The organism is Capnocytophaga sp. oral taxon 903 (assembly GCF_013394785.1).
Lineage (GTDB): Bacteria > Bacteroidota > Bacteroidia > Flavobacteriales > Flavobacteriaceae > Capnocytophaga > Capnocytophaga ochracea.
Genome location: NZ_JABXYW010000002.1, coordinates 2,433,447 through 2,449,105, shown reverse-complemented (window position 1 = coordinate 2,449,105; position 15,659 = coordinate 2,433,447). Strand labels below are relative to the sequence as shown.

Annotated in this window: 15 protein-coding genes and 2 pseudogenes; 7 read left to right on the top strand and 10 right to left on the bottom strand. The window is 39.1% G+C overall.

The features are described from left to right. Positions 1-172: 172 nt before the first annotated feature. Both HW279_RS10270 and HW279_RS10265 read left to right on the top strand, forming a co-directional pair. Positions 173-1,651: a S41 family peptidase gene (locus HW279_RS10270; protein WP_178958915.1), complete on the top strand. Its 1,479-nt coding sequence runs from the start codon at positions 173-175 to the stop codon at positions 1,649-1,651. Further along, positions 1,648-2,675: pseudogene (locus tag HW279_RS10265) on the top strand (2Fe-2S iron-sulfur cluster-binding protein). Before HW279_RS10270 ends, HW279_RS10265 begins: the two are co-directional and overlap by 4 nt. Before the next feature lie 39 nt (positions 2,676-2,714). Here the strand turns inward: HW279_RS10265 and ftsY are convergent. The 4 genes from ftsY to rpmB form a co-directional block, all read right to left on the bottom strand. Then, entirely contained in the window at positions 2,715-3,677 is a 963-nt protein-coding gene (gene ftsY / locus HW279_RS10260; RefSeq protein ID WP_178958914.1) for a signal recognition particle-docking protein FtsY, read from the bottom strand. Positions 3,678-3,790: 113 nt separating this feature from the next. Then, positions 3,791-3,943, bottom strand: a complete 153-nt coding sequence (locus HW279_RS10255) for a DUF4295 domain-containing protein (RefSeq protein WP_002672546.1) — start codon at positions 3,941-3,943, stop codon at positions 3,791-3,793. A 10-nt stretch (positions 3,944-3,953) separates the two neighbouring features. Further along, complete coding sequence (gene rpmG / locus HW279_RS10250) at positions 3,954-4,136, bottom strand: 50S ribosomal protein L33 (protein ID WP_002672545.1); 183 nt, start codon at positions 4,134-4,136, stop codon at positions 3,954-3,956. Positions 4,137-4,153: 17 nt separating this feature from the next. After that, entirely contained in the window at positions 4,154-4,390 is a 237-nt protein-coding gene (rpmB, locus tag HW279_RS10245) for a 50S ribosomal protein L28 (RefSeq protein ID WP_002672544.1), read from the bottom strand. Positions 4,391-4,985: 595 nt separating this feature from the next. On the opposite strand from rpmB, the pseudogene lysA reads away from it, so the two are divergent. Then, positions 4,986-6,181: pseudogene (lysA, locus tag HW279_RS10240) on the top strand (diaminopimelate decarboxylase). 70 nt (positions 6,182-6,251) lie between these two features. Here lysA and HW279_RS10235 read toward each other — a convergent pair. Next, positions 6,252-6,734: an ABC transporter ATPase gene (locus tag HW279_RS10235; protein ID WP_178958913.1), complete on the bottom strand. Its 483-nt coding sequence runs from the start codon at positions 6,732-6,734 to the stop codon at positions 6,252-6,254. 150 nt (positions 6,735-6,884) lie between these two features. Continuing rightward, a complete protein-coding gene (gene smpB / locus HW279_RS10230) occupies positions 6,885-7,340 on the bottom strand; it encodes an SsrA-binding protein SmpB (RefSeq protein ID WP_009410605.1) in 456 nt (151 codons plus the stop codon). Positions 7,341-7,417: 77 nt separating this feature from the next. On the opposite strand from smpB, the gene HW279_RS10225 reads away from it, so the two are divergent. Next, positions 7,418-8,020 (top strand): M15 family metallopeptidase, encoded by a 603-nt coding sequence (locus HW279_RS10225; RefSeq protein ID WP_178958912.1) that lies wholly within the window; start codon positions 7,418-7,420, stop codon positions 8,018-8,020. A gap of 24 nt (positions 8,021-8,044) precedes the next feature. Here the strand turns inward: HW279_RS10225 and HW279_RS10220 are convergent, their stop codons facing one another. Together HW279_RS10220 and HW279_RS10215 are read right to left on the bottom strand one after the other, a co-directional pair. Further along, complete coding sequence (locus HW279_RS10220; RefSeq protein WP_178958911.1) at positions 8,045-9,211, bottom strand: glycoside hydrolase family 6 protein; 1,167 nt, start codon at positions 9,209-9,211, stop codon at positions 8,045-8,047. Between the two features lie 80 nt (positions 9,212-9,291). Further along, positions 9,292-10,344, bottom strand: a complete 1,053-nt coding sequence (locus HW279_RS10215) for a glycoside hydrolase family 6 protein (RefSeq protein WP_178958910.1) — start codon at positions 10,342-10,344, stop codon at positions 9,292-9,294. An 839-nt stretch (positions 10,345-11,183) separates the two neighbouring features. On the opposite strand from HW279_RS10215, the gene rfbA reads away from it, so the two are divergent. The 3 genes from rfbA to HW279_RS10200 all read left to right on the top strand — a co-directional run bounded on the left by rfbA (position 11,184) and on the right by HW279_RS10200 (position 14,958). Beyond that, the gene (rfbA, locus tag HW279_RS10210) at positions 11,184-12,065 is read left to right on the top strand and encodes a glucose-1-phosphate thymidylyltransferase RfbA (protein WP_178958909.1); all 882 of its coding nucleotides are present in this window, start codon (positions 11,184-11,186) and stop codon (positions 12,063-12,065) included. Positions 12,066-12,162: 97 nt separating this feature from the next. Continuing rightward, complete coding sequence (gene radA / locus HW279_RS10205) at positions 12,163-13,527, top strand: DNA repair protein RadA (protein WP_016479409.1); 1,365 nt, start codon at positions 12,163-12,165, stop codon at positions 13,525-13,527. Positions 13,528-13,539: 12 nt separating this feature from the next. Further along, positions 13,540-14,958, top strand: coding sequence for a lipopolysaccharide biosynthesis protein (locus tag HW279_RS10200; protein ID WP_178958908.1), 1,419 nt, complete (start codon positions 13,540-13,542; stop codon positions 14,956-14,958). On the opposite strand, the gene ybeY is transcribed toward HW279_RS10200, so the two are convergent. Both ybeY and HW279_RS10190 read right to left on the bottom strand, forming a co-directional pair. Continuing rightward, a complete protein-coding gene (ybeY, locus tag HW279_RS10195; protein ID WP_178958907.1) occupies positions 14,945-15,364 on the bottom strand; it encodes an rRNA maturation RNase YbeY in 420 nt (139 codons plus the stop codon). The genes HW279_RS10200 and ybeY overlap by 14 nt on opposite strands. 5 nt (positions 15,365-15,369) lie before the next feature. Further along, the gene (locus HW279_RS10190; RefSeq protein WP_002672528.1) at positions 15,370-15,579 is read right to left on the bottom strand and encodes a DUF2892 domain-containing protein; all 210 of its coding nucleotides are present in this window, start codon (positions 15,577-15,579) and stop codon (positions 15,370-15,372) included. Positions 15,580-15,659 lie beyond the last annotated feature (80 nt).

The window sequence follows — 15,659 nt, the reverse complement described above, 5'->3', positions numbered from 1 at the left end:
AAACTGAAGGAATCTTCTATTTTAGTTGGAAAAAGAGCTACTTTTTATGCTGTAAAACAGAAAATTTTGTTTTTCACACTTCACGTATCGGTATTTAGTTTTACTTCTTATCTGGTACAAAATTTGTGCAAATATAAAAAAAGTATTACTTTTGTGGAAAATTATTTTCAATATGAAACACTCGTTTATCTCTATATTCATAGCTATCAGCTTGTTATCTTGTGCTAAAGAACCTGTTACTAATGGCAATGAGGTGTCTTTTACGGGCTCTGACTATACCGGTAACGATACCGATTTGCGCGTACGCGATTTTATTTGGAAGGGACTTAACACGTATTATTTGTGGCAAGCCGATGTGCCTAATTTGCAAAATAACCGTTTTGGTAGTTTGGCTGATACCAAAGCAGATAAAAATAAGAGTTATACTCAATTCTTAAAGAGTTTTAGCAATCCTAAAGTCCTTTTCTATAAAGGGTTACTTAATAGATATGAAGAAATAGACCGCTTTAGCTATATCACCGATAATTACACCGATCTCGAAAACCAATTCAAGGGTATTACTGCCAGTGTGGGTATAAACTACGCTTTTAGTTTTGTAGACGAAACAAAAACTAGAGTTTATGCTGTAGTGCGTTATGTAGTGCCTAAATCGGAGGCAGAACAACAAGGTTTGCAACGTGGAGATGTGATATTGAGTATCAACGGGCAATCACTTAACCGTTCTAATTATCTTCAACTGTTGCAAAATACGGCTGTTATTTCGTTTTCAACCTTTAGAATTGTGAATGGCGAAGCAACTTCTACAGGGAAAACCTATACTTTAAATCAAAACCAAACCCCTGAAAACCCTGTACTTATTCATAAAGTATTCAACAAGGGAAGTAAAAAAATAGCTTACCTGATGTACAATGCCTTTACAGCTGATTTTGATGAGGCACTGAACGATGCCTTTGCGGATTTTAAAGCACAGGGTGCTACTGACTTAATTCTTGATTTGCGCTACAATGGAGGAGGAAGTGTCGATTCGGCTACTTACTTAGCATCGATGATTACAGGTCAGTTTAACGGTCAGGTGTTTGCGGTAGAAAAATGGAATAGTAAGTTGCAACCTTTTAGAGGGAATGAAAGAGAGTATTTTACGTCTAATATGGTAAAAGGCAGTCGGCAGGTGGCTATCAATAGTTTGCGCCTTAATAAAGTGTATGTAATTACTTCGGACGGGACAGCTTCAGCCAGTGAATTGGTTATCAATGGTCTTAAAGCCTACATAGATGTAGTGCAGATAGGTGAAACCACAATGGGTAAGAACCAAGGCTCGGTGACTGTTTACGACTTTACCGATAAGCAACGAAAAGTTAAAAACCCTAAGCACAAATGGGCGATGCAACCCTTGGTAATGAAGATAGAAAACGCCAAAGGCATAGGCGATTACGTAAATGGCTTAGAACCTAATATCCAGATTAGTGAGATTGTAAATGATTTAGGGGTATTAGGCGACGAAACTGAACCTCTTTTGGCACGCACTTTACAAGAAATTACAGGGAATGTTGCCGGAAGAGCTTCGAGATCAGCGTCGAAAGAAACTTTTTACTTTGAGAAGCTTGGTACTTCTACCTCTGGCTATTTTGGCTTGAACGAAATGTACAAATGAATCGATTTTACGAACTAACCATATCTAAAATCACACAACTTACTACTTCATCGGTAATGATTACCTTTGAAGTACCTGAGTTATTGAAGAAAGTATTTCACTTTGAAGCTGGCGAATACCTTACTCTCCAACAAACGATCGGTGGAGAAAAGGTGCGTCGTGCTTATTCTATTTGTTCTGGAGTGAACGAAGGTGAACTGAGCGTAGCCGTAAAGCGCGTGCCTAATGGTGTGTTCTCTACCTATGCGACAACCCAACTCAAAGCGGGTGATGTATTAGAAGTGATGCCACCTATGGGTTCTTTCGTATTCTTCTACGACATCTTTGGCAACCGTGATATTATGCTCTTCTCGGCAGGAAGTGGCGTAACCCCTATGATGAGCATTGCTAAAACAGCTTTGGCAAAAACGAACATCAAGGTAGTATTTGTCTATGGTAATAAGTCTAAAGAGGAAGCTTTGTTTTTTGATGAAATAGAAGCCCTCTGCATTCAGTATCCCGAACGCTTTTTAGTCCACTACGTTTTCAGTCAGCAGCCTTGGGGCGACCACTATACGGGGCGCATTAACGATAGGATAGTAAACGAGATTTTTGCCAAATACAAAGATCTTAACTGGGGGCGTTACTATGCTTGTGGTCCTACGGAATTGGTGAAAAACCTCCGTGAGATACTCTTGTTAAGAGGGATAGACAAAGACCGCATTTTTACGGAGCTTTTTGAGGCATCGCCAGCTGAGATAGATTACAGCACCCTACAAGGCAATGTTGCCATTACTCTTGAACTTAACGGACAGACGCACAGCTTTGAGGCAACCAAACACTTCTTAGTTCGGCACTCTTACGTGGCTACGATGCACCTTACTCTTGCCTGAACGGCGTGTGTAGTAGCTGTATCGGTAGGGTAGAGGAGGGAGAAGCCAAAATGGCGAAGAATGAAACCCTCAGCGAAGAAGAAATATCGCAAGGCTATATTCTTACCTGCCAAGCTTATGCGATGACCGATACAATAAAGGTTCGCTTTTAGTACAATGTTAATTAATTACTCATTTTAGTTTTGAAGTTGTTATTCTTTAAAGAAAGAATCTAAGAACTCATATTTGTTAAAAATTTGTAAGTCGTCTATACCTTCTCCTACTCCTATATATTTTACAGGAATCTGAAATTGGTCAGAGATACCTATTACTACACCTCCTTTGGCGGTACCGTCCAATTTAGTAACAGCCAAAGCGGTTACTTCAGTGGCTTTGGTAAATTCTTTAGCTTGCTCAAAGGCATTTTGTCCAGTAGAACCATCGAGTACTAACAGCACTTCGTGAGGAGCATCAGGAATCACTTTTTGCATCACGCGCTTGATTTTAGAAAGCTCGTTCATTAGATTGATTTTATTGTGCAAGCGTCCTGCTGTATCAATAATTACTACATCAGCATTTTGTTTTACCGCCGAACTAAGGGTATCATAGGCTACCGAAGCAGGGTCGCTACCTAACTGCTGTTTAATCATTGGCACTCCGGTACGGTCTGCCCACACTTGTAGCTGGTCAATCGCAGCAGCGCGGAAAGTATCAGCAGCACCTAATACTACTCTCAAGCCTTTTTTAGTAAACTGACTTGCTAGCTTGCCAATAGTAGTGGTCTTTCCAGCTCCGTTTACCCCTACTACCATCATCACATAAGGCTTTTTGTCAGTAGGTAAAGTAAAGTCTGTTGCTTCTCCTGTATGGGTTTCTGATAGAAGTCCTGCTATTTCTTCACGAAGGATAGTATTCAGTTCAGAAGTATTTAAGTACTTGTCTTTAGCCACACGAGCCTCTATACGGTCAATGATTTTAAGAGTAGTATTCACCCCTACGTCACTGGCAATAAGCACTTCTTCAAGGTCATCGAGCACCTCTTCATCTACTTTCGATTTCCCAACGAGAGCTTTTCCTAAGCGGTCAAAAAAGCTGTTTTTAGATTTCTCCAAGCCTTTATCTAAGGTTTCTTTCTTTTCTTTTGAAAAGATATTTTTCAGAAATTGCAATGCCATAGCTTATTGTATATTTTAGGATATGAGTGCAAAGGTAGTAAAAAAGTTTATATATGCAAAAAAGCCGTCTCACGACAGCTTTTTTAAATATGATAAAAATAGAGAAAATTTAATTATTTCTTCTTCAAAAATTCATCAACGAGCTCAGGAGCCATTACGCTTTCTACGAAAGTATAAGCACCTGTTTTGGGTGATTTCACCATTTTGATAGCTTTAGTATGCTTCTTAGATTTACCTTGTAGGGTTGCTACTGTTTTCTTTGCCATAATGTTTTAATTATTTAATTTCTTTATGAACAGTTACTTTCTTTAGGATAGGGTTGAACTTCTTAAGCTCTAATCTATCTGGAGTATTTTTTTTGTTTTTGGTAGTGATGTAACGTGAAGTTCCTGGTAAACCAGACTCTTTGTGCTCAGTGCACTCCAAAATAACCTGAATTCTATTTCCTTTTTTAGCCATTTTAGTATTCTTTTAAATTAGTTAATATATCCGTTACGTTCTACTTCTTTAAGCACTGCATAGATGCCTTTCTTGTCGATAGTTTTAATCGCAGTTGCCGATACTTTTAGGGTAATCCAACGATTCTCTTCTGGAATGAAGAAACGTTTTGTACGGAGGTTTACATTGAATTTACGTTTAGTTTTGTTCATTGCGTGTGACACATTGTTGCCCACCAATGCTTTTTTGCCTGTTAAGTCACAAACTCTTGCCATTTTTTTCTCTATTTATTAATGTGTTATTTATATTCAGGGCGCAAAGGTATAACTATTTTTTGAAACAGCAAAACTTTTTTCTCTTTTTTCAGATTATTTTTGTGAATACTAATTTATTATATACTGTATTCCAGGTGTTTAATCAATATGAGATTCTTATTTAAATATCTGAAAACTACTGCTTTTTAGTCATAAAACAACCATATCTTCATATATCCTTCGCCGTTGCAGTATGAATTCTACTAATAACCTTCTTTTTATTTCTACCTTAGCTTTATCTTTCCTTCGTTCATTGTTCGTCATTTGTTCGTCATTTGTTCGTCATTTGTTCGTCATTTGTTCGTCATTTGTTCGTCATTTGTTCGTCATTTGTTCGTCATTTGTTCGTCATTTGTTCGTCCTTCCTATAAGCATCTCTTAAATTAACTATTAATCATTAACCATCAATCATTAATCATTAACCATTAACCATTAAATAAAGCTTTCATCTACATTATTTTATTTTCCCGCCCCCATTTGCTAATTCTCAAATTTGCCAATTTGCTAATTATTTGTACTTTTGTGCCCTATAATCATTTAAACAACAGTATATTCAATGAAAATAAACGATTTACTAAACATAGCACATACTTACGGTAGCCCTGTATATGTATATGATGCCCAGAAGATTGCTTCTCAATATAACCGACTTACCAATGCCTTTGCCTCAGTACCCAAGTTGCGCATCAACTATGCAATGAAAGCCCTTTCTAATATTTCTATCTTGAAATTGATGAAGGACTTGGGGCTGGTCTCGATACCGTTTCTATTCAGGAAGTACAGTTGGGATTGTTGGCGGGTTTTAACCCTCAGCAAATTATTTTTACGCCTAATGGTGTCTCAATGGACGAAATTGAGGAGGCTATGCGCTTAGGAGTACAGCTCAACATCGATAATCTTTCGTTCTTGGAGCAGTTTGGTACACAACACCCTGAGATACCAGTGTGTATTCGTATCAATCCACACGTGATGGCAGGCGGTAATAGCAATATTTCGGTAGGACATATCGATAGTAAGTTTGGTATTAGCATTCATCAAATACCGCATATCTTGCGCATCGTCGAGAATACAAAGATGCACATCAACGGTATTCATATGCACACAGGTAGTGATATTTTAGATATTGATGTATTTCTTTACGCTGCCGAAATACTCTTTGAAACCGCTAAACACTTTAAGAATTTACAATTTATCGACTTTGGCAGTGGCTTTAAAGTGCCTTATAAAGAGGGAGATATACAAACCAATATAGAAGAGTTGGGCGAACGTCTCAGCAGTCGCTTTGCTGATTTCTGCAAGGAGTACGGTCACAACCTTACATTAGCTTTCGAGCCTGGTAAGTTTTTGGTAAGTGAAGCAGGCTACTTTTTAGTAAAGGTGAATGTAGTAAAGCAAACCACTTCTACGGTATTTGCAGGCATCGACTCTGGTTTTAATCATCTTATCCGACCAATGTTCTACGGGGCTAATCATTATATCGAAAACATTTCTAACCCCGAAGGTAAGAAGCGTTTCTATTCAGTAGTCGGGTATATATGCGAGACCGATACTTTTGCCTCTAACCGACAAATAGCTGAGATTACTGAGGGTGATATATTGTGCTTTCACAATGCAGGTGCCTATTGCTACACTATGGCGAGCAACTACAATTCACGCTTGCGTCCAGCAGAAGTATTGTGGCAGAATGGGGAAGCTAAACTTATCAGAAAGGCAGAAACCTTCGAAGACTTACTAAGAGGACAGATATATTAACAATAAAACTTTACCAAAGTTTTAAACTTTGGTAAAGTTCATACTTCTTTTATTGCCTGTACAACTCGCACTATAAAAATCGGTTGTGCCAGCTGTCTTCCAAAGGCACTTCCCAATTCTCTTCGTATTCTATTTTAGTATTTACCAAATTGTTGAACACTATAGTCTGTGCCGATACTGCTTTTTCTTTTACCATTTTTTTGAAATCGGCAAGGTTTTTATAAGCGATGTGTTCACCTTGACGGTAACTCACATTCATACGGTCAAGCAATGTAACGTTGTATTGGGCTTCAAGCTCTTGAATAAAGTGTGCTAAAGCATCAAGAGAACAACCTCCTACACCGTGGGCATCGGGTAATGCTCCTATAACTATAAAGCGGTTATAGCGCAATTCAAATGATGATAGCAAATCCTTGCCGTGCACCATCCAGTGGTTTATAAATTCTTCTAATTGTGAATGCAGTTGCTTTTGCTCTTCTTCTGTAAAGCTACGGTTGCATTGGTATACCCACACACGGGCATCATCGGGGAGTTCTTTAAAATCTCTATACACTTATCTAATGATTAATTGTTAATAATTAATTCACAGTTTGCCCCTCTCCTTGTTAGAAAGGAACGTAGAGAAGGCCTTCTTTTTAGTAGTTAGCAACTAATGATAATGGTAAGCACTCTATGCTAACCATTAACCATTAATCATTAACCATTATTTCTTCATCAGCCTATCCAAGTTTCTCTTGTTATCACGGTCTTTAATAGTTTCGCGTTTATCGTACAATTTCTTACCGCGTACTAAGGCTATATCCATTTTAGCCAAACCTTTTTCGTTAATAAAGAGTTTAAGTGGTACAATAGTAAGCCCGCTATTTTTCACTTCTTTATTGAGTTTGCGTAGTTCTTTTTTCTGCAAAAGCAGTTTGCGTTCGCTTTTGGGGCGGTGGTTGTAATAGGTGCCAAAGTCATATGCTTCAATGGTAGAGTTGATTACGAAAAGCTCTCCTTTATCGTTAAATTCGCAAAAACTCTCAGCTATCGAGGCTTTTCCCATTCGTATAGACTTTATCTCGGTACCCACGAGCACAATCCCCGCCGTGTATTTGTCAAGGATTTCATATTCAAATTTTGCCCGTTTGTTGAGTATTTGTACTGTTTTCTGAATCATAGCACAAAAGTAGTAATTTTATTACATATAGCAAGCCTTTTTTAAGTTTTTTTGTACTTTTGCCGAAAATCACTCTTATGAAATACCTCTTACAACTTTTTACATTATTATCAGTGTCCTCACTTTTAGCGCAGCAGAATGATTTTGTGCTCCTCAGAAGCCTTTCTGATGACTTTATATTCGATATGAAATACGCCACCCCCGATAATTTCCTCAAACAAGCAGTATATGATTGTGGTGAGTGTTATCTCCGCAAGAGTACTGCAAAGGCTTTGGTAAAAGCTAATGAAGAGTTTAAATCGTTGGGATACCGCATTAAATTGTTCGACTGCTACCGACCGCTTTCGGTACAGAAAAAGATGTGGAAGATATTTCCAGGTACCCACTACGTAGCAAACCCCGCGAAAGGTTCTAAACACAATCGCGGGGCTGCTGTCGATCTTACCCTTGTAGATGCACAAGGCAAGGAATTAGATATGGGTACTCCTTTTGATTTCTTTGGTAAAAAAGCACACCACACTTGCACGACCCTTCCTAAAAAGGTACTTGAGAATCGTAAGTTGTTGAAGGATGTACTCAACAAATATAACTTTAAATCTATTTTCTCAGAGTGGTGGCACTATGAGTACCGCCCCGAAATGCAATCTAAAGTCGAAGACTTCCAATGGCAATGTAAATAAAATGTCTCTTCTGTCGTGCTACGACTATTTTAAGTTTTGAGGTACTTCCAAAATCTCTATACTCTTTACTCTTATAGCGTTTTGCACCAAGTGTCTTGTATATTCAGGATAAGGCTTTCCCGCTTCCGGGGCTCCCATATTACATTCACCATCAGAGCCACCTCCTCCGTTAATCCACAAATAAGCATCGGCGTGTGCACCTGTGGTTCTGGTAGTGCTACGTGGGCCTAAAGCTGCATTAAAGTTATTGCAAGAGTTATAAGGAGGGTGTTCATTTTGGTGTTTAGGTCTATTGATACCACTGCGCCCTGTGTCAATCACGTAATGCACATCTTTAAAACCTTTAGAAGCCAAGTAAGTTACAAATCTTTCTGCTCCTGCTTGTTCTTCAGCAGTGCCTCCTAAGCCCGAAACATTCAGTGCAAAACCACGCATATATTTTAAACCTCCATCTATAATGGCATTAGCAACAGCTTCAGGGTGTTTTGTGACCAAATCAGAATTCCCAGCGTGAATATAGCTCACTACATTAGGGTTGTTCTTATTTAGTTTTTCAGCGGCATAACTAAGCAGTTCAGCGCGTTCTTTGTATTTAGCTGAGCCTCTTGGGTGACCGCAGTAGTTAATGGCATCAGGTTCAATAATAACCACTGCACGGCGTTGTCCAATAATGGCACTTACACGGTCTATCCACTCTTTGTAAGAAGCGGCATTAGGATGTCCACCTTTTGAAAACGAGCCACAATCGCGATTGGGGATACCGTAAAGCACCACAATAGGCGTTTTGCGAGCGCGTTCTGCTCCCTCAACAAAGTTTTTAAGCCAACGGTCATTTTTCTCTTTACCACCACTACCAGGACTAACACCGCCGTCATACCAACCTCCGCAGGGCGTACCATACACTTGGTAATACAGCTTTTTCAACTCGGCATTTTTTTCATTTTTTACTACGTCTAACCGAGAAGGCTCCAAGTAAAAATCCCAGTCATAAGCTACCGGCTTTTTACCTTGTGGTGGGTTAGGTGGGGTAGGAGGGGTAACCGGAGGTGTAGTAGGGGTCTGAGTAGTAGGAGTTTGTGTAGTAGAGGTTTGCGTTGTTGGAGTCTGTGTAGAGGGGTCGGTCTCTTCCCCTGATTTTTCACAGGCGGTCATTACCCATAAAAAAGCTACTAAGGATAGTAATTTATTCATAATCTTTAATTTTATTTATCTGTATTATTCTTATCTTTGCAATGATAAAGGTTATTTTATAATTGCTTGTCGTGTTACGACTATTTTAAGTTTTGAGGTACTTCCAAAATCTCTATACTTTTCACTCTCATAGCGTTTTGCACCAAGTGTCTCGTATATTCAGGATAAGGCTTTCCCGCTTTTGGGGCTCCCATATTACATTCACCATCAGAGCCACCTCCTCCGTTAATCCACAAATAAGCATCGGCGTGTGCACCTGTGGTTTTGGTAGTGCTACGTGGGCCTAAAGCTGCATTAAAGTTATTGCAAGAGTTATAAGGAGCATTTGCATTCTGGTGTTTAGGTCTATTGATACCACTGCGCCCTGTGTCAATCACGTAATGCACATCTTTAAAACCTTTGGAAGCTAAGTATTTTACAAATGTTTCAGCTGCTGCTTGTTCTTCAGCAGTGCCTCCCACTCCCGAAACATTCAATGCGAAACCACGCATATCTTTTAAACCAGCATCAATAATGGCAGTAGCCATTGTTTCAGAATTATTGGTCACCAAAGGTCCATTCCCGGCGTGGATATAGCTCGCTACATTCGGGTTGTTGTTCTTCAGTTTCTCAGCAACATAGCGTAATAATTTAGCACGCTCCTCGTACTCAGCCGAGCCCTTTTTATGTCCACAGTAGTTAATAGCATCGGGTTCGATAATTACTACTGCACGGCGTTTTCCAATAATAGCACTTACGCGGTCTATCCACGCTCTGTAAGAAGCAGCATTAGGGTGTCCGCCTCCTGAGAATGATCCACAATCGCGATTGGGGATACCGTAAATCACTACAATAGGCGTTTTGCGAGCGTGTTCAGCACCTTCAACAAAATTCTTTAGGTAGCGGTCGCTATCCTCACTATTGGGGTTAATTCCATCATACCAATCTCCGCAGGGCGTACCATATACTTGGTAATACAGTTTTTTCAACTCAGCATTTTTTTCATTTTTTACTGCATATAACCGAGAAGGTTTCAAATAAAAATCCCAATCATAAGGTATTTGAGTTTGCGTATTTTGGGGCGTATCTTCCCCTGATTTTTCACAGGCGGTCATTACCCATAAAAAAGCTATTAAGGCTAGTAATTTCTTCATAATCTTTAATCTTATTTATGTCTTAATTTGGCAAAGATAGGAATTTATTTTTATTTACCCAAAATTATTTTCTAATTTATTTTTCCAGTCATTTTCCTCCGTTTGCTCTCCGCTTTTTCACCACCTTGTCTCTACTTTTTCTTTGTTCATTGTCTATCTGCCGTGTCGCTCGCACTGTCATTTATTCGTTTATATGTACGAACTTTGCCAAAGTTTCAAAATTTGCCAAAGTTGAAATCTACTAATAAACCTCTTTTTATTTCTATCTTAGCTTTAACTTACCCCCACTTTTCCTTTCTCATTTCTTTATCTGCCCGTGCGGCTCGCACCGTCTTTTGTTCGTTTTTCGTCGCTTTAGTTCCCCCTTTGGAGGGGGTTAGGGGGAGGTTTTGTTCGTCATTTGTTCGTCATTTGTTCGTCTTTTGTTCGTTCATTGTTCGTCTTTCCTATAAGCATCTCTTAAATTAACCATTAACCATTAATCATTAACCATTAACCATTAATCATTAACCATTAAATAAAGCTTCCATCTACATTATTTTATTCTCTCGCCCCCATTTGCTAATTGACTCATTTACTAATTTACTAATTTACTAATTTTATCTGTCTGTTGCGCTACGAGCTCATACTTTACCTTTTATCTTTTATCTTTTACCTTCAACAATTGGTATTATTGGCATTATTGGCATTGTGGTATTAATAACACATTTGCTAATTTCAAATAAATACTGTACCTTTGCCAAAGTTTTTTTGATAGCTTGTCGTATAACAACTTTGGGCAAAGCTCAATATAATATGAAAGTTACAGTAATTACTAACGTCTAAAAAACTAACAACCGATGAAAGGAATTATATTAGCAGGTGGTTCAGGTACACGCCTTTACCCCATTACTAAGGGAGTTTCTAAACAATTACTCCCTATTTACGATAAACCAATGATTTACTACCCATTATCAGTGCTGATGCTTTCGGGTATTCGCGAGATATTGGTAATTTCTACTCCTCAGGACTTACCAGGTTTTGAGCGTCTCTTAGGTGACGGTTCCGACTTCGGTATTCGCCTTAGCTATGCCGAGCAACCCAGTCCTGATGGTTTGGCTCAAGCTTTTATCATAGGCGAAGAGTTTATAGGTGATGACGATGTATGCCTGGTATTAGGAGATAATATTTTCTACGGACAGAGTTTCTCGAAAATGCTCGCTCAAGCGGTAGAGAATGTAAAGAAAGAACGCAAAGCTACTGTCTTTGGTTATTACGTAAAAGACCCTGAACGCTATGGAGTAGCTGAGTTTGACACCGAGGGCAATGTGCTTAGCATTGAGGAAAAACCCACACAGCCTAAATCTAACTATGCGGTAGTAGGACTCTATTTTTACCCCAATAAAGTAGTGAAAGTAGCCAAAAGTATCAAACCCTCAACACGAGGTGAATTGGAGATTACTACTGTGAATCAAGAGTTTCTAAACGACGGCGAGTTAAAAGTACAACTCTTAGGGCGCGGTTTTGCGTGGCTTGATACCGGCACCCACGATTCGCTTAGCGAGGCATCAAACTTCGTAGAAACCTTAGAGAAACGTCAAGGACTCAAAATCTCTTGTTTGGAAGAAATAGCCTATCGTAAAGGTTGGATTACTGCTGAAAAGTTGCAAGAGTTAGCAAAACCAATGCTCAAAAACCAATACGGGCAATATCTTTTGCAATTAACGATGAACAATAGATAATTTGCTTTTCCAGATAATCTAACGCCTAAAACCTAACCTCTATCTATGCTGGCGCGAGCTTGTAGCTCGTGCCTCCTAACATCTAACCTCCTAAAAAATGGCAAAACTAAAAACAGCATATTTCTGTCAGAATTGCGGAGCACAATACAGCAAATGGCAAGGACAGTGTTACGTCTGCAAGCAGTGGAATACCATTGTGGAAGAAGTCGTACAGAAAGACACTGCTCCTGCTTGGCAAGAGAAAGAATCACCTATCAAGAGTAAAGCTCCTAAGTATATTTCTATTTCGCAAATCGATACACAACAGGAGGCGCGCCTCAACAGCAACAACCACGAATTGAATAACGTCTTGGGTGGGGGAATTGTACCGGGGTCGGTTACTCTTTTAGGAGGAGAACCGGGGATAGGCAAGAGTACGCTACTGCTACAAATAGCTCTTAACTTGCCTTATCGTACGCTCTACGTATCGGGGGAGGAAAGTGAGAAACAGATAAAAATGCGCGCTGACCGTATTCCGCATAAGCTCGATAATTGCTTTATTCTCACTGAAACTAAGACGCAAAATATCTTTCAGCAGATAAAAGAACTCTTACCCGAAATCGTGATTATCGACTCTATTCAAACCCTTCAATCCGATTATATAGAGGCATCAGCAGGGAGTATTTCTCAAATTAGGGAATGTACCTCCGAACTGATTAAGTTTGCTAAAACTACTCACACTCCTGTAATACTCATTGGGCATATCACTAAGGACGGACAAATAGCAGGACCTAAGATATTAGAGCATATGGTCGATACGGTTTTGCAGTTTGAAGGCGACCGTAATCACGTGTACCGTATCTTGCGTTCACTGAAAAACCGCTTTGGCTCTACTTCTGAACTAGGTATTTACGAGATGCTTAGCAACGGATTGCGTGAGGTAAATAATCCTTCGGAGATTCTCATTTCCAAAACTGATGAGACGATTAGCGGTACCTCCATAGCTGCCACTTTGGAAGGTATGCGTCCGCTGATGATTGAAATACAAGCACTCGTAAGTACAGCGGTATATGGTACACCACAACGCAGTACTACGGGCTTTAATGCCAAACGCCTCAATATGCTTTTGGCAGTGCTTGAGAAACGCGCAGGATTCCGCTTAGGTGCTAAGGACGTCTTCCTAAATATTACGGGAGGCATTACTATCGACGACCCTGCCACTGACTTAGGAGTGGCGATGGCTATCCTATCTTCTAATGAAGATATAGCGATTGAAAAGGACGTCTGTTTTGCCGGCGAAGTAGGATTAGGCGGTGAAATACGCCCTGTACAACGCGTAGAGCAACGCATTACTGAAGCTGAGAAATTAGGCTTCAACACTATTTTTGTATCAAAATATAACAAAATAGCCCTTAAAAATACTAAAATTAGGATTGTAAAAGTTGCCAAAATAGAAGATGCAATACAAGAACTATTTGGATAATAAAAACGCCTTATGTTGAAAAAACTCTTTAAAGATACCATTATCTACGGCATTGCTACTGTACTCCCTCGTGTGCTTACTCTATTGCTCACAAGGCTGTACGTGAATAAACTCGATACTGCCGATTTTGGTATCTATTCAGGGTTGTTTGTCTATCTTATCTTGGGGAACGTACTGCTATCATACGGTATGGAAACAGCTTTCTTCCGCTTTATGAACAAAGGCGAACAGAAGAAGAAGGTACAATCTACCGCGCTTACTTCTCTTACAGTCAGCTCTTTGTTTTTCCTGCTGATTGCCTACTTATTGCGACACTTTATTGCCTCGTGGCTGAACTACGATGTACAGTATATTGTCTTTGCCATTTATATATTAGTACTCGATGCCTTAGTGGTCATTCCGTTTGCGTGGTTGCGTAACAAAGCTAAAGCTAAACTTTATGCTATTGTTAAAATAGGGAATACAGCAGTGAATTTAGCTCTGAATATTTACTACCTAAACTATTTACCTACTGAAACCCTTGCTACCAACGGCGGTGTGTATTATATCTTCTTAGCCAACGTAATAGCGAGTTTAGCGACTTTCATTGTCTTACTGCCTATCTATTTCAAAATACATTTCCGTTTTGATTATTCACTTTGGAAAGAGATGATGGTTTATGCTTTCCCTGTATTATTGGCAGGTATTGCTTTTGCGGTAAACGAAGGTTTTGACCGCGTGTTCTTGCGTATGCTTCTCCCCGCTGATACTGCCGATGGAACTATAGGTATCTACTCAGCTTGTTACAAAATGGGGGTATTTATGAACCTTTTTGTGACTGCTTATAAACTTGGCATAGAACCTTTCTTTTTCAGCAGTGCACAAGATAAGAATGCGCCTAAAACCTATGCTCGTATCACTGAATACTTCATTGTGTGCGGAGGCTTTATTTTGCTCTTTATTACCGTGTTCACCGATGTTTTTAAACTTATTTTGATACCTAACAAAGCCTATTGGGAAGCCCTTTGGATAGTACCTATTATCTTGTTAGCTAACCTTTGTTTGGGTATTTATCACAGTCTTTCGGTATGGTACAAAGTAACCGACCGTACTAGCTTCGGGGCTATCGTATCCTTGATAGGAATGGCTATCACAGTAGTGTTCAACTTTGCACTTATTCCTTGGCTCAGTTATAAAGGAGCGGCTTTAGCAACTCTTATCACTTATGGGGCGATGATGTTTATTTCGTATTACTACGGACAAAAATACTATCCGATACCCTACAAAAAAAGGAAGATAAAAATCTTCCTTGGAATGAGTGTCGTTTTCTCCTTTGTAAATTTCTATGCTTTTGACAATAGTATCTACATAGGTATCTTACTTTTGCTTATTTATGGTTATTTGGCGAGTTTTACTATAAAGCTCAAATCTACTCTTCCTAAACAACCGTAAAAAGATTCATCTTTTCTTCTTCCTTGTTGCGCATTAGCGCACTGTCTTCCGGTGTTTTATCCTTATAACCGCAGAGGTGTAACAAGCCGTGTGCTAATACCCGCAAAAGTTCTTTTTGGAACAGTACCTTAAAGATGTTAGCATTCTCCTTTACACGTTCTACCGAAATATAAATATCCGAATGGAGCACCTTGCCCTCAGAATAATCAAAGGTGATGATATCGGTAAAGGTGTCGTGTTGCAAGTACTCTACATTGATTTTATGCAAATACTCATCATCGCAAAAAATATAGTTGATATTACCTGCCTCTTTACCTTCGGATTGGGCTACGCATTTCACCCAACGTTTTACTTCGTTTTTCTTAAAAGGGAAGACAAAAGGAGTTTCGTTAAAAAAAGAAGTCATAATAATTATTTTTCTTTAGGCTTATAGGTACTGATACCTAAAAGTGCATAAATGGGTGAGAAATTGATGAGAATGGTTACCAAAAGCAATATAGAAACGCCTGATAACACGGAAGCAATGGTAATAGAAAACTCGTTAAAATACCCCAATATCGCAGTGATAACGATAATGAGCAAACGGATATTCTTGTCCAAAGTGCTAATATTTCTTTTCATATAGTCACATTTCTTAATTTGTGGCAAATGTACTTCTTTATTTTGAATAAAGCAAAGATTTTAAATAATTATATACTCAC